Origin of the sequence: Chitinivorax sp. B, from assembly GCF_005503445.1 — a bacterium.
Taxonomy (GTDB): domain Bacteria; phylum Pseudomonadota; class Gammaproteobacteria; order Burkholderiales; family SCOH01; genus Chitinivorax.
Window position 1 is genome coordinate 113,222 of record NZ_SCOH01000004.1, and the last position, 17,295, is coordinate 130,516.

11 protein-coding genes are annotated in these 17,295 nt (G+C 54.9%); all 11 read left to right on the plus strand.

Features of this window, described 5'->3' with window-relative positions; all coding sequences use genetic code 11:
- The first annotated feature begins 29 nt into the window (after positions 1 to 29).
- On the plus strand, positions 30 to 2,456 hold the full coding sequence (gyrB, locus tag FFS57_RS04140) for a DNA topoisomerase (ATP-hydrolyzing) subunit B (RefSeq protein WP_137936499.1): 2,427 nt from the start codon (positions 30 to 32) through the stop codon (positions 2,454 to 2,456).
- A gap of 255 nt (positions 2,457 to 2,711) precedes the next feature.
- A complete protein-coding gene (locus FFS57_RS04145) occupies positions 2,712 to 5,693 on the plus strand; it encodes a type I restriction endonuclease subunit R (RefSeq protein ID WP_137936500.1) in 2,982 nt (993 codons plus the stop codon).
- A complete protein-coding gene (locus FFS57_RS04150; protein WP_137936501.1) occupies positions 5,683 to 6,912 on the plus strand; it encodes a restriction endonuclease subunit S in 1,230 nt (409 codons plus the stop codon). Before FFS57_RS04145 ends, FFS57_RS04150 begins: the two co-directional genes overlap by 11 nt.
- Positions 6,909 to 8,054 (plus strand): AAA family ATPase, encoded by a 1,146-nt coding sequence (locus tag FFS57_RS04155; RefSeq protein WP_137936502.1) that lies wholly within the window; start codon positions 6,909 to 6,911, stop codon positions 8,052 to 8,054. The genes FFS57_RS04150 and FFS57_RS04155 overlap by 4 nt, the downstream gene beginning before the upstream one ends.
- Positions 8,051 to 9,115, plus strand: coding sequence for a PDDEXK nuclease domain-containing protein (locus tag FFS57_RS04160; RefSeq protein WP_137936503.1), 1,065 nt, complete (start codon positions 8,051 to 8,053; stop codon positions 9,113 to 9,115). The genes FFS57_RS04155 and FFS57_RS04160 overlap by 4 nt, the downstream gene beginning before the upstream one ends.
- Entirely contained in the window at positions 9,108 to 10,715 is a 1,608-nt protein-coding gene (locus FFS57_RS04165; protein WP_137936504.1) for a type I restriction-modification system subunit M, read from the plus strand. Before FFS57_RS04160 ends, FFS57_RS04165 begins: the two co-directional genes overlap by 8 nt.
- Before the next feature lie 63 nt (positions 10,716 to 10,778).
- Positions 10,779 to 11,687 carry a DUF5655 domain-containing protein gene (locus FFS57_RS04170; RefSeq protein ID WP_137936505.1) on the plus strand — a complete coding sequence of 303 codons (909 nt, stop codon included), beginning with the start codon at positions 10,779 to 10,781 and terminating at the stop codon, positions 11,685 to 11,687.
- A 72-nt stretch (positions 11,688 to 11,759) separates the two neighbouring features.
- The gene (locus tag FFS57_RS04175) at positions 11,760 to 12,281 is read left to right on the plus strand and encodes a hypothetical protein (RefSeq protein ID WP_137936506.1); all 522 of its coding nucleotides are present in this window, start codon (positions 11,760 to 11,762) and stop codon (positions 12,279 to 12,281) included.
- Between the two features lie 473 nt (positions 12,282 to 12,754).
- Positions 12,755 to 13,888 carry an SGNH/GDSL hydrolase family protein gene (locus FFS57_RS04180; protein ID WP_249383874.1) on the plus strand — a complete coding sequence of 378 codons (1,134 nt, stop codon included), beginning with the start codon at positions 12,755 to 12,757 and terminating at the stop codon, positions 13,886 to 13,888.
- 22 nt (positions 13,889 to 13,910) lie between these two features.
- Positions 13,911 to 14,597, plus strand: a complete 687-nt coding sequence (locus tag FFS57_RS04185; RefSeq protein WP_137936507.1) for a hypothetical protein — start codon at positions 13,911 to 13,913, stop codon at positions 14,595 to 14,597.
- A 36-nt stretch (positions 14,598 to 14,633) separates the two neighbouring features.
- Positions 14,634 to 17,066 (plus strand): apolipoprotein N-acyltransferase, encoded by a 2,433-nt coding sequence (gene lnt, locus FFS57_RS04190; RefSeq protein ID WP_137936508.1) that lies wholly within the window; start codon positions 14,634 to 14,636, stop codon positions 17,064 to 17,066.
- Positions 17,067 to 17,295 lie beyond the last annotated feature (229 nt).

A 17,295-nucleotide genomic window follows, 5' to 3' on the forward strand; every position in this document is an offset into this window, starting at 1 on the left:
ACAGCGCGGTAACAGCAGTTGAGGGCAAGATGTCTGATCAAACAAACCCGGCACCAAACGGCGACAACAGTTACGACTCCAGCAGCATCAAAGTATTGAAAGGCCTGGAAGCAGTCCGCAAACGTCCGGGGATGTATATCGGCGACACGCAGGACGGCACTGGCTTACACCATATGGTGTTCGAGGTGCTGGATAACGCCATTGATGAGGCACTGGCCGGCCACTGCAACCACATCAAAGTCATCATCCATCCAGATAATTCCGTTTCGATTGAAGATAACGGTCGCGGCATCCCGACTGACATCAAGGAAGATGACGAATTCAAACGCTCCGCTGCCGAAATCGTCATGACCGAACTACACGCTGGTGGCAAGTTTGACCAGAACTCGTACAAGGTTTCGGGTGGCTTGCATGGCGTGGGCGTGTCTGTGGTCAACGCCCTGTCTGACTGGCTGCGCCTGACAATCCGTCGCAATGGCAAAGTGCACAGCATGGAGTTCCGCCAAGGTGTCGCGACCGAGCCGCTCAAGATTGTCGGTAACACCGAACATCGCGGTACCGAAGTTCACTTTTTGGCATCGATCGAAACCTTTGGCCTGGTTGAATTTCACTATGAGATTCTGGCCAAGCGGATTCGCGAACTCAGCTTCCTCAACAACGGGGTCAAGATCGAGCTAATCGATCGCCGCCAAGGCAAGGAAGAATTGTTCCAATTCGAAGGTGGTGTGAAAGCCTTTGTGGAATACATGAACCGCAACAAGACTGCCCTGCACCCGCATATTTTTTACTCGCTGGGTGAAAAGGATGGCATGTCGGTCGAATGTGCCATGCAATGGAACGACTCCTACCAAGAGTCCGTGCAATGTTTCACCAACAACATTCCGCAGCGTGACGGTGGCTCACACCTGACCGCACTGCGCAATGTAATGACCCGCACGCTGAATCAGTACATCGAACAGAATGAAATCGCCAAAAAAGCCAAGATTGAAACCAGCGGCGACGACATGCGTGAAGGCCTGACCTGCGTCCTGTCCGTCAAGCTGCCGGACCCGAAATTCAGCTCGCAGACCAAAGACAAACTGGTCTCCAGCGAAATTGGCCCTATCGTACAAGAAGTATTGTCTCAAGCACTGACAGACTTCTTCCTGGAAAACCCCGTCGATGCCAAAACCATCACGGGCAAGATCGTCGATGCAGCACGTGCCCGTGAAGCAGCACGTAAAGCCCGTGAACTAACCCGCCGTAAAGGTGCGCTAGACAGCTTCAACCTGCCTGGCAAATTGGCCGACTGCCAAGAGAAAGACCCAGCCAAATCCGAACTGTACCTGGTAGAGGGTGACTCTGCGGGTGGCTCAGCCAAACAAGGTCGTGACCGTAAATACCAAGCCATCCTGCCGCTACGCGGCAAGGTGCTGAACGTAGAAAAAGCCCGTTTTGACAAGGTTATCTCCAGCGAACAGATCGTCACCCTGCTGACCGCACTGGGTACTGGTATTGGCAAGGAAGATTACAACCCGGACAAGCTGCGTTATCACCGCATCATCATCATGACCGATGCGGACGTCGATGGCGCACACATCCGTACCCTGTTACTGACCTTCTTCTATCGCCAAATGCCGGAGCTGGTAGAACGTGGCCACATCTTCATCGCCCAACCACCTCTGTACAAAGTCAAGAGTGGTAAGCAAGAGCGCTATTTGAAAGATGACCACGAACTGAAGCAGTTCCTGCTCAGGCAAGCGCTGGACGGTGCAGAACTCTACCCACGCGAAGGTGCCGAACCCATTACTGGCGCCACACTGGATGAATTGGCACGTGAATACCTGTTGGCAGAAGCCGTTATCGAACGCGAAAGCCGTGTCATCGACCCAGCCGTTCTATACGCCATGATCAGCAACCCAGCCTCAATCAGCCTGCGCGACAAAGATGCCGCAGAGGCCGCCGCCAAGCACATTCGCGATGCCATTGGTGATAGCAACTACACCATCGAAGCGGTACATGACGACAAAAACGACGCCTGGGTACTCAAGATTGCTCGCATGCAGCATGGCAATGCCAGCTTCTGGTATGTGGATGTCGACTTTTTGCAAAGTGGCGATTACCAACAACTGCGTAAAACCGGCGAAGCCCTCGCCGGCCTGCTCAGCGAAGGTGCCTACGTCAAACGCAACGAACAGAGCCGTGCCGTACCTGACTTCAAAGAAGCCCTCGACTGGTTACTCTCCGAAGTACGCCGCGGCCTGGGTATCCAGCGTTATAAAGGCTTGGGCGAGATGAACCCCGAGCAGCTCTGGGAAACCACCATGGACGCCTCCGTCCGCCGCCTGCTGAAAGTTCAGATCGAAGATGCTATGGCCGCCGACGACATCTTCACCACCCTGATGGGCGACCAAGTCGAACCCCGTCGTGCGTTTATTGAACAGAATGCGCTGGTGGCGCGGAATATTGATGTGTAAAGCATTGGTGAAGAAAGGGATTACCATACGGTGATCCCAACCTCTCACTTGTGGCGCCTGTATGCAGGCGCTTTTCATTTTTTGGCACCTAACACCAATTTATATTTAAACAGAACCCACAATCAGGTCTGGAAGCTATGAAACCGCTAATCCAGAGCCCTGAATACTGCTACACGCCCGCCGTTGTTGCGCTGGCATACAGTTTTACTGCAAGAGAAACCTACTCTCATAACTTGTACGTCTTAGGTTAGGCCAATGACAGAGAAGAATATTGAGTATGATCTGATCAACAAGCTGACGGATCTCAAATACACCTACCGCACCGACATCCGCGACCGCGCCGCGCTGGAAGCCAACTTCCGCGAAAAGTTCGAAGCCCTCAACCGGGTGCGCCTGACGGACAGCGAGTTCCAGCGCCTGCTCGACAACATCATTACGCCCGATGTCTACAATGCGGCCCAAACGTTGCGCAACATCAACAGTTTCGAGCGCGACGACGGCACGCCGCTGAACTACACCCTCGTCAACATCCGCGACTGGTGCAAGAACCATTTCGAGGTGGTCAATCAGCTGCGCATCAACACCGACTACAGCCACCACCGCTACGACGTGCTACTGTTGATCAACGGCGTACCGGTGGTGCAGATCGAACTGAAGACACTGGCCGTCAGCCCACGCCGGGCCATGCAGCAAATCGTCGATTACAAGGGCGACCCCGGCAACGGCTATAGCAAGACCCTACTGTGTTTTCTACAGCTCTTCATCGTCAGCAACCGCAGCGACACCTGGTACTTTGCCAACAACAACGCGCGGCACTTCAGCTTCAACGCCGACGAACGCTTCCTGCCTGTCTACCAGTTCGCAAGCGAAGACAACAAGAAGATCACGCAACTGGATGGCTTCGCCGAGACGTTCCTCGCCAAGTGCACCTTAGGCCAGATGGTCAGCCGCTACATGGTGCTGGTGGCCAGTGAGCAGAAGCTGCTCATGATGCGGCCCTACCAAATCTATGCGGTCAAGGCCATCGTCGACTGCATCCATCAGAACTGCGGCAACGGCTACATCTGGCACACCACTGGGTCAGGCAAGACACTGACCTCGTTCAAGGCATCCACGCTGCTCAAGGACAACCCGGACATCGACAAATGCCTGTTTGTGGTGGACCGCAAAGACCTGGATCGCCAGACCCGCGAGGAATTCAACCGCTTCCAAGAGGGTTGCGTCGAAGAGAACACCAATACCGAAACATTGGTGCGGCGCTTGTTGTCCGACGACTATGCCGACAAAGTCATCGTCACCACCATCCAAAAGCTGGGCCTGGCGCTAGACGGCGCTAACCGCCGCAACTACAAGGAGCGCCTGGAACCGCTGCGCAAGCAGCGCATGGTGTTCATCTTCGACGAATGCCACCGCTCGCAATTCGGCGAGAACCACCAAGCCATCAAGGAATTCTTCCCCAAAGCACAACTTTTTGGTTTCACCGGCACGCCCATCTTCGATCAAAACGCCAGCTATCAGCAGATCCAAGGCCAACAGGCCAGCTACCGCACCACCGCCGATCTATTCGAGCGCTGCCTGCACCAGTACACCATCACCCACGCCATCGAAGACCACAACGTCTTGCGCTTCCACGTGGACTACTTCAAGCCCGAGGGCCCAAAAGATTCCAAAATGGCCCCGCCCAAGCCTGGCGAAGGGCTGGCCAAACAGAAGGTTATCGAGACTATCCTCGCCAAGCACGATGCCGCCACCAACGGCCGCAAGTTCAACGCCGTGCTGGCCACCGCCAGCATCAACGATGCCATCGAGTATGTCGAAGCATTCAAGGCCCTTCAGGCCAAGAAGCAGAAAGATGACGACGCCTTCCTGCCGCTGAATATTGCGTGCGTGTTTTCCCCGCCCGCCGAAGGCAACAGGGACGTGCAGCAGATTCAGGAAGACCTGCCGCAGGAAAAAGAAGACAACCAAGCGGACCCGGAAGGCAAGAAGGCCGCGCTCAAGGCCATCATTGACGATTACAACACCCGCTTTGGCACCAACCACCGCATCGGCGAGTTCGACCTCTACTACCAGGACGTGCAAAAGCGCATCAAGGATCAGCAATACCCCAACGCCGACCTGCCGCACGCGCAAAAGATCGACATCACCATCGTGGTGGACATGTTGCTGACCGGCTTCGACTCCAAGTACCTGAACACCCTGTACGTGGACAAGAACCTCAAGCACCACGGCTTGATCCAGGCCTTTTCGCGCACCAATCGCGTGTTGAACGACAGCAAGCCCTACGGCAACATCCTCGACTTCCGCCAGCAAAAAGATGCGGTCGACAAAGCAATTGAAATGTTCTCGGGTGAGAAAATTGACCGTGCCAGAGAAATCTGGTTGGTGGACCCGGCCCCCAAGGTGATCGACGACCTGCAAACCGCCACGCAGAAGCTGGCCGACTTCCTGCAATCGCAGGGCCTGGCCAACGCGCCGGAAGACGTGGTCAACCTCAAGGGCGACGCCGCGCGCAGCCAGTTCGTCAACCTGTTCAAGGAAGTGCAGCGCCTCAAGACCCAACTGGACCAATACACGGACTTGAGCGACGAGCAGAAGGCGCAGATTACCCAGATTGCACCACCCGAGTACTTACAGGGCTTCAAAGGCATGTATCTGGAGACGGCCAAGCAGCTCAAGGAACAGCAGGACAAGCAAGGCGACCAAGCCGCGCCCGAAGTACAGCAGCTCGACTTCGAGTTCGTGCTCTTTGCCTCGGCGGTGATCGACTACGACTACATCATGGGGCTGATCGCCCGCATGACGCAGCAAAAGCCCGGCAAGCTGACCATGAACCGCGAACAGTTGATTGGCTTGATCCAATCCGATGCCAAGTTCCTCGACCAGCGCGAGGACATTGCCGAATACATCCGGGGCTTGCCGGTCAATGAAGCATTGGACGAAAAGCAAATCCAGGCCGGTTACGAGCGCTTCAAAGCCGAGAAGAAGAACCGCGAACTGAACCTAATCGCCACCCGGCACGGCCTGGAAGCCCCCGCGCTGCAAGCCTTTGTGGACCAGGTGCTGCGCCGCCGTGTCTTCGACGGTGAGGCACTGAGCGAGTTGATGGCCCCGCTGAATCTCGGCTGGAAGGCGCGCACGCAAAAAGAACTGGCACTGGTAGAAGAGCTGACGCCGCTGCTACACAAGCTCGCCCAGGGGCGCGAGATTTCGGGGTTGAGTGCGTATGAGCAATAAGGATTCGGGCGCGATGAGCGAGCAGAAGAACGAGAAAGACGCGCTGGTGCCACGGTTGCGGTTTCCTGAGTTTCGGGAGACGGAGGCGTGGGAAATAAAGCCTTTCGCCCAGCTATTTACCATTGGAAATGGCAGAGACTATAAGCACTTGAGCAGCGGAGACATCCCTGTTTACGGCTCTGGTGGTTACATGCTCTCAGTTAATGACTATTTGCACGACGGAGAAAGTGTCTGCATTGGTCGAAAGGGGACCATCAACAATCCAATTTTTCTTAGCGGGAAATTTTGGACAGTAGATACTCTTTTCTATACTCATTCTTTTAAAGGCTGCCTGCCGCATTTTATTTACTTGCATTTTCAATGTATTGATTGGCTTAAACATAACGAAGCGGGAGGCATACCCAGCTTATCAAAAGCCAATATCGAAAAAATCAAGGTTGCAGTGCCAAAGCCTTCCGAACAACAAAAAATCGCCGACTGCCTGTCTTCCCTCGACGATCTGATCACGGCGGAAACCCAAAAGCTGGACGCCCTCAAGACCCACAAGCAGGGCCTGATGCAGCAGCTTTTCCCCCGCGAAGGCGAAACCGTGCCACGTCTGCGCTTTCCTGAGTTTCGTGATGCGGGAGAGTGGGGGGAAGTAGCTTTGGGAGAGATCGCCGAGATCAAGCTTGGAAAGATGCTCGACAGCAAGAAGCACACCACTGGCAACCTCCTGCCTTACCTCAATAATTTATCAGTGCGCTGGAATGACGTGGACACGGCGAACTTGCCGAAGATGTATTTCGACGACGACGAACTTGATCGCTTCGGATTGAGCGCTGACGACGTCGTTGTCTGTGAGGGTGGAGAGCCCGGTCGTTCTGCTGTTTGGGATGGGCGTTTGCCAGATCTCAAATTCCAGAAGGCCATTCATCGCGTCCGGTTCAATATTCCGTTCGAACCCCACTTGCTAGTTTTTTATCTTAAATCAATAGCAGGTACACCACGTTTTGAAATGCTCTTCACTGGAGGAGGTATTAAACATCTGACGGGAGAGACGTTCGCTCAACTCAAGATTCCCGTTACCTCCCACACAGAGCAACAACGCATTGCTAACTGCTTGCGCTCCCTCGATGACCTCATCACCGCCCAAAGCCAAAAGATCGATGCCCTCAAGACTCACAAGCAGGGCCTGATGCAACAGCTTTTCCCAGTGCTTGACGAGGCGCCCGCATGAGTGACCAACAGAAAATCTTTCGATTTGCCTCCTTTGACCGCTTGGTCGCTCGCCTTAGGGACGACTTTCACAGTGGCGGACAGGATTATCTGTTGCTCTACGCCTACAACGGCACAGGCAAGACCCGGCTCTCGATGGCATTCAAGTCTGCTGGCAAGGCAAAGCATGGCGGGGCGCCGGACACGCTCTATTTCAACGCCTACACCGAAGATCTCTTCATCTGGGATAACGATCTTCAGGGTGACACCAAACGGGTGTTACGGCTGAATTCGGACTCCCGATTTTTTGCAGGGCTCAAGGAGCTCGCACTCGACGCAAGTATTCAGTCTTATCTGGGCCGCTACACAGACTTGGATTTCGACATCGATTACACCGATTTGACAGTTTCGTTTCGCAAGGGCGAGGCTGAGCACATCAAGGTGTCTCGTGGCGAAGAAAACATCTTCGTCTGGTGTTTGTTCATGGCAATCTGCGAGCGGGTCATCGACTCGCACCCATCCTATGACTGGGTTAAGTACTTCTATATCGATGACCCGATCTCGTCTTTGGATGACAACAACGCCATCGCCGTGGCCAGCGATTTGGCCAAGCTGCTGCGTAAAGCCAAAGACCGGATCAAGGTGGTCGTGTCGTCGCATCACGCGCTGTTTTTCAACGTTGTTTGCAATGAGTTGAAGACCGCCAAGGCCAAGCGGTATTTTCTGCACCGCCCGCGGGACAACGGCGAGTTCACGCTTCGCGCGACCGATGACACGCCCTTTTTCCATCATGTTGCCATGCTGAGTGAAATTCGTCAGGCTGCCGATTCTGGTGCGCTTTACACTTATCACTTCAATATGTTGCGCAGCATTCTTGAAAAGACGGCGACCTTCTTCGGCAAGAAGGATTTCTCGGCCTGCCTTGAAGGGGTGGAGGATGAGGCGTTGTATTCCCGCGCCTTGAATCTGCTGAGTCACGGTAAATATTCACTCTACGAGCCAATTGAGATGCTGGAAGATAACAAGCAGCTCTTCCGCGATATTCTCTCGGCTTTCCTGTCGAAGCATCAGTTCGACCTGCCAGCGTTGTTGAATGAAAACGCAGCCGCACAGCCCCAAGCGGCGCTTCCCGAGGCGATGTCTGAAGAGGTGCAGGCGCCATGACCAAGTCCAACCTTCCGGCCCCTGATAGCGCGCCAGCGGAATTGCTGGCGGCCTTGCGTAGCCTGATTGGCGAAGCGCGTCAGCAAGTGCTGCGCCAAGTGGATGTGGTGCAGGTGCAGACCTATTGGCAGATCGGGCGGCACATTGTCGAGTTCGAACAGGGTGGCGAGAAGCGAGCGGCCTATGGCCAACGTTTGTTGCCGCAACTGGGGCTGGCCTTGTCGCAGGAGTTCGGCAAGGGCTTTGATGCCACCAACTTGCGGCACATGCGGGGGTTTTATTTGGCCTTCCCAATTTGCGACGCACTGCGTCGCGAATTGAGCTGGACACACTACCGCCTGCTGCTGCGGGTGGATACATCGGATGCCCGCCAGTGGTACATGCAGGAGGCCGCCGCGCAGAACTGGAGCACCCGCGTGCTGGAGCGGCAGATTGGCTCGCTGTATTACGAGCGCTTGCTCTCCAGCCAGGACAAGGCCGCGCTGCTGGCGCAAACCCGGCAAGTGCAGGATGCCGACACCCATCAGCCACGCGATTTTGTGCGCGATCCGGTGATGCTTGAATTTCTCGGCCTGCCCGATACCGGCCGGTTGCTGGAATCCAGCTTAGAGCAAGCCTTGATGGGCAAGCTCCAGCAGTTTCTGCTGGAGCTGGGCAAGGGCTTTGCTTTTGTGGCCCGCCAGCAGCGCATCAGCACCGAAACGCAGGATTTTTACATCGACCTGGTGTTCTACAACTACCTGCTCAAGTGCTTTGTGCTGATTGATCTGAAAACCGGCCATCTCACCCACCAGGACATCGGGCAGATGGATATGTATGTGCGCCTGTACGACGATTTGCGTCGGAGCGAGGGCGATAACCCGACTGTGGGTATTTTGCTGTGCGGCAGCAAAGACCAGTCGGTGGTGCGCTATTCGGTGTTGCACGAGAGCGAACAACTGTTTGCCAGCAAATACCGCCTGGTGCTGCCCAGCGAGGATGAGCTACGCGCGGAGTTGGAGCGCGATCAACAAGCGCTGGAAGCGCAAGCTCATAAGACAAGGACGAAACACAATGACTGATCTCGAAAAACAAAAACTGGGCAAGACTCTTTGGGCCATTGCCGACCAATTGCGCGGCGCGATGAATGCGGACGACTTCCGCGATTACATGCTGGCGTTCTTGTTCCTGCGCTACCTGTCGGACAACTACGAGGCCGCCGCACAAAAGGAACTGGGGGCGGACTATCCCAAATTGGCTGACGATGACCGCCGCGCGCCGCTGGCAGACTGGTATGAACACAACGCCGATGACGCCGCCGAGTTCGAAAAGCAGATGCGCCGCAAGGTGCACTATGTGATCCGCCCGGAATACCTATGGACCAGTATTGCGGAACAAGCGCGCACTCAGGACAACGAGCTGCTGCACACCCTGCAAAACGGCTTCACCTACATCGAGAATGAATCCTTCGCCAGTACCTTTCGCGGCTTGTTCTCGGAGATCAATCTGGCTTCGGACAAGCTCGGCAAGACCTACCCCGAGCGCAATGCCCGGTTGTGCAAGATCATTGCCGAGATTGCCAAGGGCCTGACGCAGTTTTCCACCGACAGCGACACCTTGGGTGATGCCTATGAATACCTGATCGGCGAGTTTGCGGCAGGCTCCGGCAAGAAGGCCGGCGAGTTCTACACGCCGCAGCCGATTTCCAGCATCCTCTCGGCCATCGTCACGCTGGACGGGCAGGAGCCGGCCACCGGCCAGCGCAAGCACATGGACAGCGTATTGGACTTCGCCTGTGGCTCAGGGTCACTGCTGCTGAACGTGCGCCACCGCATGGGGCCGAACGGTATTGGCAAGATCCACGGCCAGGAAAAGAACATCACCACCTACAACCTGGCGCGCATGAACATGCTGCTGCACGGAGTCAAGGATTCAGAGTTCGAGATTTTCCACGGCGACACGCTGCTCAACGAATGGGACATGCTGCGGGAAACCAACCCGGCCAAGATGCCGAAGTTCGATGCGGTAGTGGCCAATCCGCCCTTCAGCTATCGCTGGGAACCGACCGATGCGCTGGGCGAGGATGTGCGCTTCAAGAATTACGGCCTGGCGCCCAAGTCCGCCGCTGACTTCTCCTTCCTGCTGCATGGCTTCCACTTCTTGAAGCAAGATGGGGTGATGGCCATCATCCTGCCCCATGGCGTACTGTTCCGTGGCGGGGCCGAGGCACGCATCCGCACCAAGCTGCTCAAGGATGGCCACATCGACACGGTGATTGGCCTGCCGGCCAACCTGTTCTTCTCCACCGGCATTCCGGTGTGCATCCTGGTACTGAAGAAGTGCAAGAAACCCGATGACGTGCTGTTCATCAACGCCGCCGAGCACTTCGAAAAGGGCAAGCGGCAGAACCGGCTAATGCCGGAGCACATTGACAAGATCATCGACACCTACCAGTTCCGCAACGAGGAGCAGCGCTATTCGCGTCGGGTGGGCATGGATGAGATCGAGCAGAACGATTTCAACCTGAATATTTCACGCTACGTGAGCACGGCAGAGGCTGAAGAAGAGGTTGATTTACAGGCCGTTCATGCAGAGCTGGTTGCGCTTGATGAAAGGATTAAGACTGCAACGAAGCGGCATAATGCCTTTCTGAAAGAACTGGGCCTGCCTTTGCTGCCTTGATAGCACGATGCTGACTGATAGTAGTTAAGCGCAGCAGTTTCGCTACCCAATTTACGCCTGACCATGAGTGACCTACGCCTTTTCCAATTGAAAACCAACCAAGCCACCGAACTGCCCGGCACCGCTTCCGACCTGGAAAAGCCACTGCAAACGCTGATCGAGCGCAATCTGGAAACGCTGCTGGGCATCCGCTTTGTGGCATCGGAGTACACCACGGGTAAAACCCATGGCGGGCGGATTGATACGCTGGGTTTGGATGAAAACCACTGCCCGGTGATCATCGAATACAAGCGCTCGCAGTCGGAAAATGTCATCAATCAGGGGCTGTTTTACCTGGATTGGCTGATGGACCACAAGGCCGAATTCAAACTGTTGGTGCTGGAGCGTTTTGGTAAAGAAACAGCCAATCTCATTGACTGGAACGGCCCGCGCCTGATCTGCATTGCAGCCAATTTCACCAAATACGATGCCCATGCGGTACAGCAGATCAACCGCCAGATCGAGCTGGTACGGTATCGGTTGTTTGGCGATGATCTGTTGTTGCTGGAGGCAGCTAATACGCCCAACACACAGCCCAATAATCCGCCATCAAAACAGCCTACGAATGGCACTAAAACACACACTACGGACAAAAGCGTGGCAAAAACTCATGCTGAGTTGAGCCCAAGCATGTTGACCCTAATGGATACCGTTGAGGCTTACATTTTCTCGCTGGGTGATGATGTGCAGCGTAAGGAACTCAAGCTTTACTACGCTTACCGCCGCCTCAGAAACTTTGCCACCATTGCGCTGCAGAAAGGGCAACTGCTGATCTACCTGCATCTGAACCCTGAAGAAGTCGAGCTGCCATCCAACGGACGAAGTGTAAAAGGGGTGGGACATTGGGGAACCGGTGATGTCGAGCTGCGGGTAACGAATAGCACAGAGCTCGACTTGGCCAAGCCACTTATTCTCAAGGCCTATGAATGTTGACGAGATGTCAGCCATTGCTGGTAGAGACTGGATAGACACAGATAAATAAGTTGGTTTGTCCGACGTATGGCCATGAATTCTGTTGATCATTTGACCTGCCCAATCCATCAGCAGTCTTTAAAAACAGGTCTGGCACTGATCCGGTACGGCTTGATCCGGTTCAGCGAGGCATACCGTACTGCGCGAGATGAGCAGTTCCAAAATTCCTGTTTTTACACAATGGGTGGCTGTGGATTAGGTACACGACTGGTTCAACAGGTGCAGTACTGTGACCAGTGCCGCAATGCGCATTTGATGTGGTGTCAAACCTATACAAGTAGTGAAGGACTACCACCTGCCCGTACCGCCATGCTCGGCATATTGCAACACGGCATGGGCATGCAACCAGAAATTACCATTACGCCCCCCGATCTCCCTATATTACTAGCCAATGGTCAGCTAGTTGAAGCGGCCAAGCGCATTAGAGAAGCAAACCCTCATGTGGATTTTGGCACGATTCTTATTCATCTCAATTTCCTGAACCGCCACACGGAATTGGATGAATTGATGGCACAGGTTGAGTCCGGCGTTTTAGTGACACTTAGCGATTCATAGCGCAAGTGCAACCCCGTCAATCCACCCTACCCTACCGCCACGCAGAACATTGATCACTAAAATAACATTACTTCCTTGACAATTCCGTACGTGCTACTACGATCAAGCAATACGGCTTGCGGTGGCTGGCTGCGCGCATTGATGTTCCTGTATTAAAAGGATGAAATGCTGTGGTGGTTGTTTGGCCAGTCACACGGATAACAATATTCTTTACCGCCGTTTTCTGTATCTACATCCGTACCCAGCGCGCAAAAAATCCCAAATTGGGCCAGCAGAGCCCTTGTTGCGCTCGTTTTTCAGGCAGGGAGATGCATGACAACTAGACCGGTTTAGCGCCGCCAGCAAAACCCAGCAAAGTGGTTTGGGTTAGGTGTGCAAACAGGGCCGCATGAAGGGGTGGCCAGTTTGCGAACACCGCCAGCTGGGTTTTGTTAGCGGTGCTTAAAACTGTGCATCAATAGAGGAGATAACACATGAAGTTAAGGAGCTTAGCTGCAGAAGGTGTTGTTCAGTCCAAACAAAAACGTAAGCCTAGGGGGTTTGCCACCACCCTGGTCCCAGCACTGGCTTTGCTGGTTGCCGGGGCTGACGTGGCGGCGAGCACATTGAACCAGAATGTGTCGTGGACGATTGATCGGGCTGGGACATCGACCAAGTATCGGATTGTGGCGTATGGCGATTCGATTTATGCGGGTTATAACGGCTCGATCACCAGTGCTGCCAAATATTCCGCGCCGACGGTGGATGCGGAGTATCTATCAGCTTCCTGGAATGCCGATATCGAGAGTGTACGCCGTACCAAGTCGGGTGCGGTGGCATCGGATGTCTACAACAACAAGATCGTGGCGGAACGGTCTTACATGCAGGCTGCGTCCACCCGTGTAGTGACGTTTGAGATGTGCGGCAACGATGGCTTACAAGCTCGATCAGCCTTCAAAAGCCAAAGCGGCACGTGCGATTTCAGTGTGATGGATAACGCACTGAACAGTTGCAAGACCCATGTCGCTGCAGCCATGGATTTCATCAATGCCAATGCCTATTCTGGCGTGAAATTGAAGGTGGTCTCCAACCTGTACTACCCCGGTTATTCGGCCGACAACAAGCAAAGTACATGCACCAGCCCCGGTACGGGCAAGACGGTGAACATGCGCGATACCTTCTTGCCGTACATGGCCAAGATGAATTACTGGATGTGTGAATACGCGCGCCAGAAAGGCTTTAAGTGTACCGACAGCTTTGCCGAATACATGGGGGCCGATTACGACAGCAATAGCGACGGGAAGGTTGATACCGATGGGTTGCGCTATGTGGCAGGGGAAAGCGAGACCAGCTACGTGACGCGCATCACGTCGACCTTGAAATCGACCATTCGCGATGCCAACGCCAAGTTTGTATCGTCCGGCACCAGTTATGACTATATCCAGTCTGATGATACACACCCAACCTATAACGGCGGTTCGGTGACATCGGGTCTGTTTGGTGATACCACTGGGTCGGGGGCACCACGCTATACCTCGTTCTCCAACGGCAAAAACCCAATCTGGAATACGCTGGGTCATGAACGCATGGGCTGGGCTGTTTCAACGTCCAACCCGTTGGCACCTTGATATCAGATAGATAGGTTGTCCCATGGTGGCGCCACCTCATTCCAACAAACCGTCGACTCCGCCCGTCGCCGGCAAGGGGGCGTGGCGCCCCTCATTTGGCTATCTGGCAATTGCATTGGTACTTGCTTTATGTGGCCTGGGTTACTGGTGGATGTCTGATTCATCGTCCTCTTCGTCTGAAACTGCATCGACCACAGCCCCCAAGGCTTCTTCTACCCCCACAAGCAGTACTGGGGGTTGGCCTGCGTTGGCAACGGCTCCCTCCTCCCAGCTGGCAACCGATACACAGGAAATCCGGGTAAGCCGCGATGGGGATCGTGATCCAACGCCTGATTTGTCGAATTTCATACCGCAGGGCCAAACGCCAACCATGAACGAGGTCATCAACCGTTTGCACCAAGCGGGTATTCATACAGGCCTGGGTGCGTTCAATCCGCCGGGTACCCGCCCGCCCAAAGTGGGGCTGGCTGTGCCGGAAGGCTACCCGCTACCCGATGGGTATGTCCGCCACCACCAAGCGACTGACGATGGCCAGCGTATCGAGCCGATTCTGATGTTTGCACCTGATCGCCAGATTCTGGACGCCAACAACCGCCCCATTCAGGTACCGCCGGATCGTGTCGTCACACCAGAGCTGGCGCCTCCCGGCTTTCCGATACGGCGCATTGTGATTCCCCCACCCATCGATTCGGGGCGAACCGGGCGCTGATCCTTATCCACGCATTTCTTGCCCTAAGGTTGACGTATGTTGATTGGCATCCTTGGCAGTTCGATTCTTTGTGGTCTTTATGCTTATGGCGGCATGGGCTGGGTTCTCGGCTTTGTGGCACTGGTACCCTGGCTACGATCGCTGAATGCATCTAAAACGCTGGGTGGCACACTGCTGAGCGCTTATCTGATGACGGTGGCCTACACCATTGCGGTGTTTGCCTGGTTTGGTGCCGCCATTGGCAACTACACCCAGGTTGGCGAGGCCACTGGGTTGTTAGTACTGATCTTGATGGCACCCCTGTTTCAACCCCAGATCATCGCCTTTGCACTAACCCGGCATCTGCTGGCCCGCCGTTATGGACCTGTACTACAGGCCCTGGCTGGTGCCGCCGCTTGGGTGGCAACAGAGCGACTGATCCCCAAGCTGTTAAGCGACACGCTGGGCTATGGCCTTTACCCTGCTGTGCTGATTCGCCAGGCTGCAGATTTGATCGGCTCTGCTGGATTGACATACTTGCTGTTGCTATCCAACGAAGCATTGACTGCAGCCTGGGCACAGCGAGCATGCGGGATCAAGGCTGTGCTCAAACCCATCGCAGTATGCTTCACAATTCCTGCCTTATTGGCTGGCTATGGCTGGTCAACCTCCGCGGCCAGCACGGGGCGTGATGCCAAACCTGTACGTGTGGGCCTGATTCAATCCAATCTGGTGGCCTATGAACGTATGCGCAGTGAGCAAGGCACATTCGCTGTGGTCAGAGAAATCCTCGATACCCACTATGCAATGAGCTATGACGCAGTCGAGCGACAACGTGCAGATGCTGTGTTGTGGTCTGAAACTGTCTATCCCACCACTTTTGGGCGCCCGAAAAACCAGGTTGGCGCTGTGCTGGATCAGGAGATTCTGGATATCGTACGATCGGCAGGTGTGCCCATTTTGTTCGGCACCTATGATCGGGATGATGCTGGCGAGTACAACGCCACTGCTTTTGTGACACCCAATCATGGGCTGCTGGGCATGTATCGCAAAAGCCGCCTTTTCCCACTGACAGAGTACGTGCCATCATGGCTTGATGGCCCGACATTCAGACGGCTGCTGCCTTGGACAGGTACCTGGAAACCGGGCTCTGGCGCACGCGTCTTCCCATTGCAACTTAAGGATGGGCGCGAAATTCCGGTACTACCGTTGATTTGCCTGGATGATGTCGACACCAATTTGGCCATCAACGGCGCACGCCTGGGTGCACAGGCTATCATGAGCATGTCCAACGATTCCTGGTTTACTCAACACCCGCACGGCGCCTCTCTGCACCAAGCCGTCGCTGCTTTCCGCAGTATCGAAACACGCCTGCCACAGTTCCGTGTCACCACCAACGGCTATAGCGCGGTGATCGACCCAAGTGGCAAGGTCATCGCCGGCTCGCTTATGGGCGAACGTACATTAGTCATCGGCGCTCTGCCGGTACAAGCCCCTCCACTTACACTCATGGTCAGGTGGGGTGACTGGGTAGGGTTGGCCTGTGCGGCCTTCTTGGCCTTGCTGGCTGCCACTGCCTTGTTGCCCCAATGGCATCACCAAGTGGGTGGCGGCAACCAACCGGTCATCGATTGGTCAACCAATCATATCAACGTCACCGTGCTGCCCATGGCCGCACGTGTGGTTGCAGGATTGTTGCGGGCCTTTGCGCGATGCAGCTTGATCTGGATAGCCTTTGCCATGCTGATGGACGACAATCTGCGCGCACACACACTGGCACAAATCCGACTGTTCGGCAGCTTGTTCCTGCTGCCCGAAGCAGTTGCCTGGTTTGTGTTGTTGGCATTTACAGCCAAAGCCAATATCCAGAACGGACAACTTGTCTTAAGCCATGGCACGCGACAGCTAGCCCTGCCATTGTCAGATATTGCTGCAGTAGCGCTCTGGTGGCTACCCTTGCCCGGCCCAGGCCTGACCTTACGACTGACATCAGGCGAACGGTGGCGTTACGGTTTGGCATTGCACAACCCTTCAATCTTGGCACAGGCTTTGGCCATGTCTGGCACCACTTTCCAACCATCCAAAGCACCTTCATTCCTGACCAGCTTCACCCGTGCCCGTGAAGCAGCCAAACCTGGGCGAATCGCCCATCCTACGGTGAAGTTCCTGCTTTTCCCGTTGCTGTTGGCATTGCCTGCATTCAATCTGCACCAGCATATTGCCTACGGCAGCCTGTTGGGTGAGTACTACACCTTTGGCCCCAAAGCCTATTTGACTACACTGGCACTATGGTGGGTCACCTGGACCATCGGCATGGCTGCCACTGCCACCATCCTGCGGGTGGGGATTGAAGCGATCACTTTCATGGCAGCATTGCTGCGCCCACAACAAGCAACGGATACCCGATACCTGGTCGAACGCATGGGCTTGGTCACACTGTACCTGGGTATACCGATATGGCTGCTGGTCAGGATTACCGGTGCAAATTAGTGTAGTGTTTCACTTTTCTTGAGACATAAAAGTGCGTCTTTCACGCCGACTCATCGTTGCAAATCCTCGCCATAGCTCGCTATGGCAGTGGTTCGCGCCTCGATTCGTCGCGACATCCATCACTTTTATACGTCGCAATCTACGTGAAACACTACACTAGCCTGAAAATGTCGTTTATGGCTTGAGGGCTTGCCTGTCCAGTATTCAGATGTGCTATCGTCGCGGCCAG

Coding starts and splice junctions, on each gene's coding strand:
- FFS57_RS04150 (WP_137936501.1), top strand. CDS start 5,683: ATGAGCAATAAGGATTCGGGCGCGATGAGCGAGCAGAAGAACGAGAAA.
- FFS57_RS04185 (WP_137936507.1), top strand. CDS start 13,911: ATGGTGGCGCCACCTCATTCCAACAAACCGTCGACTCCGCCCGTCGCC.
- FFS57_RS04170 (WP_137936505.1), top strand. CDS start 10,779: ATGAGTGACCTACGCCTTTTCCAATTGAAAACCAACCAAGCCACCGAA.
- gyrB (WP_137936499.1), top strand. CDS start 30: ATGTCTGATCAAACAAACCCGGCACCAAACGGCGACAACAGTTACGAC.
- FFS57_RS04180 (WP_249383874.1), top strand. CDS start 12,755: ATGAAGTTAAGGAGCTTAGCTGCAGAAGGTGTTGTTCAGTCCAAACAA.
- FFS57_RS04155 (WP_137936502.1), top strand. CDS start 6,909: ATGAGTGACCAACAGAAAATCTTTCGATTTGCCTCCTTTGACCGCTTG.
- FFS57_RS04145 (WP_137936500.1), top strand. CDS start 2,712: ATGACAGAGAAGAATATTGAGTATGATCTGATCAACAAGCTGACGGAT.
- lnt (WP_137936508.1), top strand. CDS start 14,634: ATGTTGATTGGCATCCTTGGCAGTTCGATTCTTTGTGGTCTTTATGCT.
- FFS57_RS04160 (WP_137936503.1), top strand. CDS start 8,051: ATGACCAAGTCCAACCTTCCGGCCCCTGATAGCGCGCCAGCGGAATTG.
- FFS57_RS04175 (WP_137936506.1), top strand. CDS start 11,760: ATGAATTCTGTTGATCATTTGACCTGCCCAATCCATCAGCAGTCTTTA.
- FFS57_RS04165 (WP_137936504.1), top strand. CDS start 9,108: ATGACTGATCTCGAAAAACAAAAACTGGGCAAGACTCTTTGGGCCATT.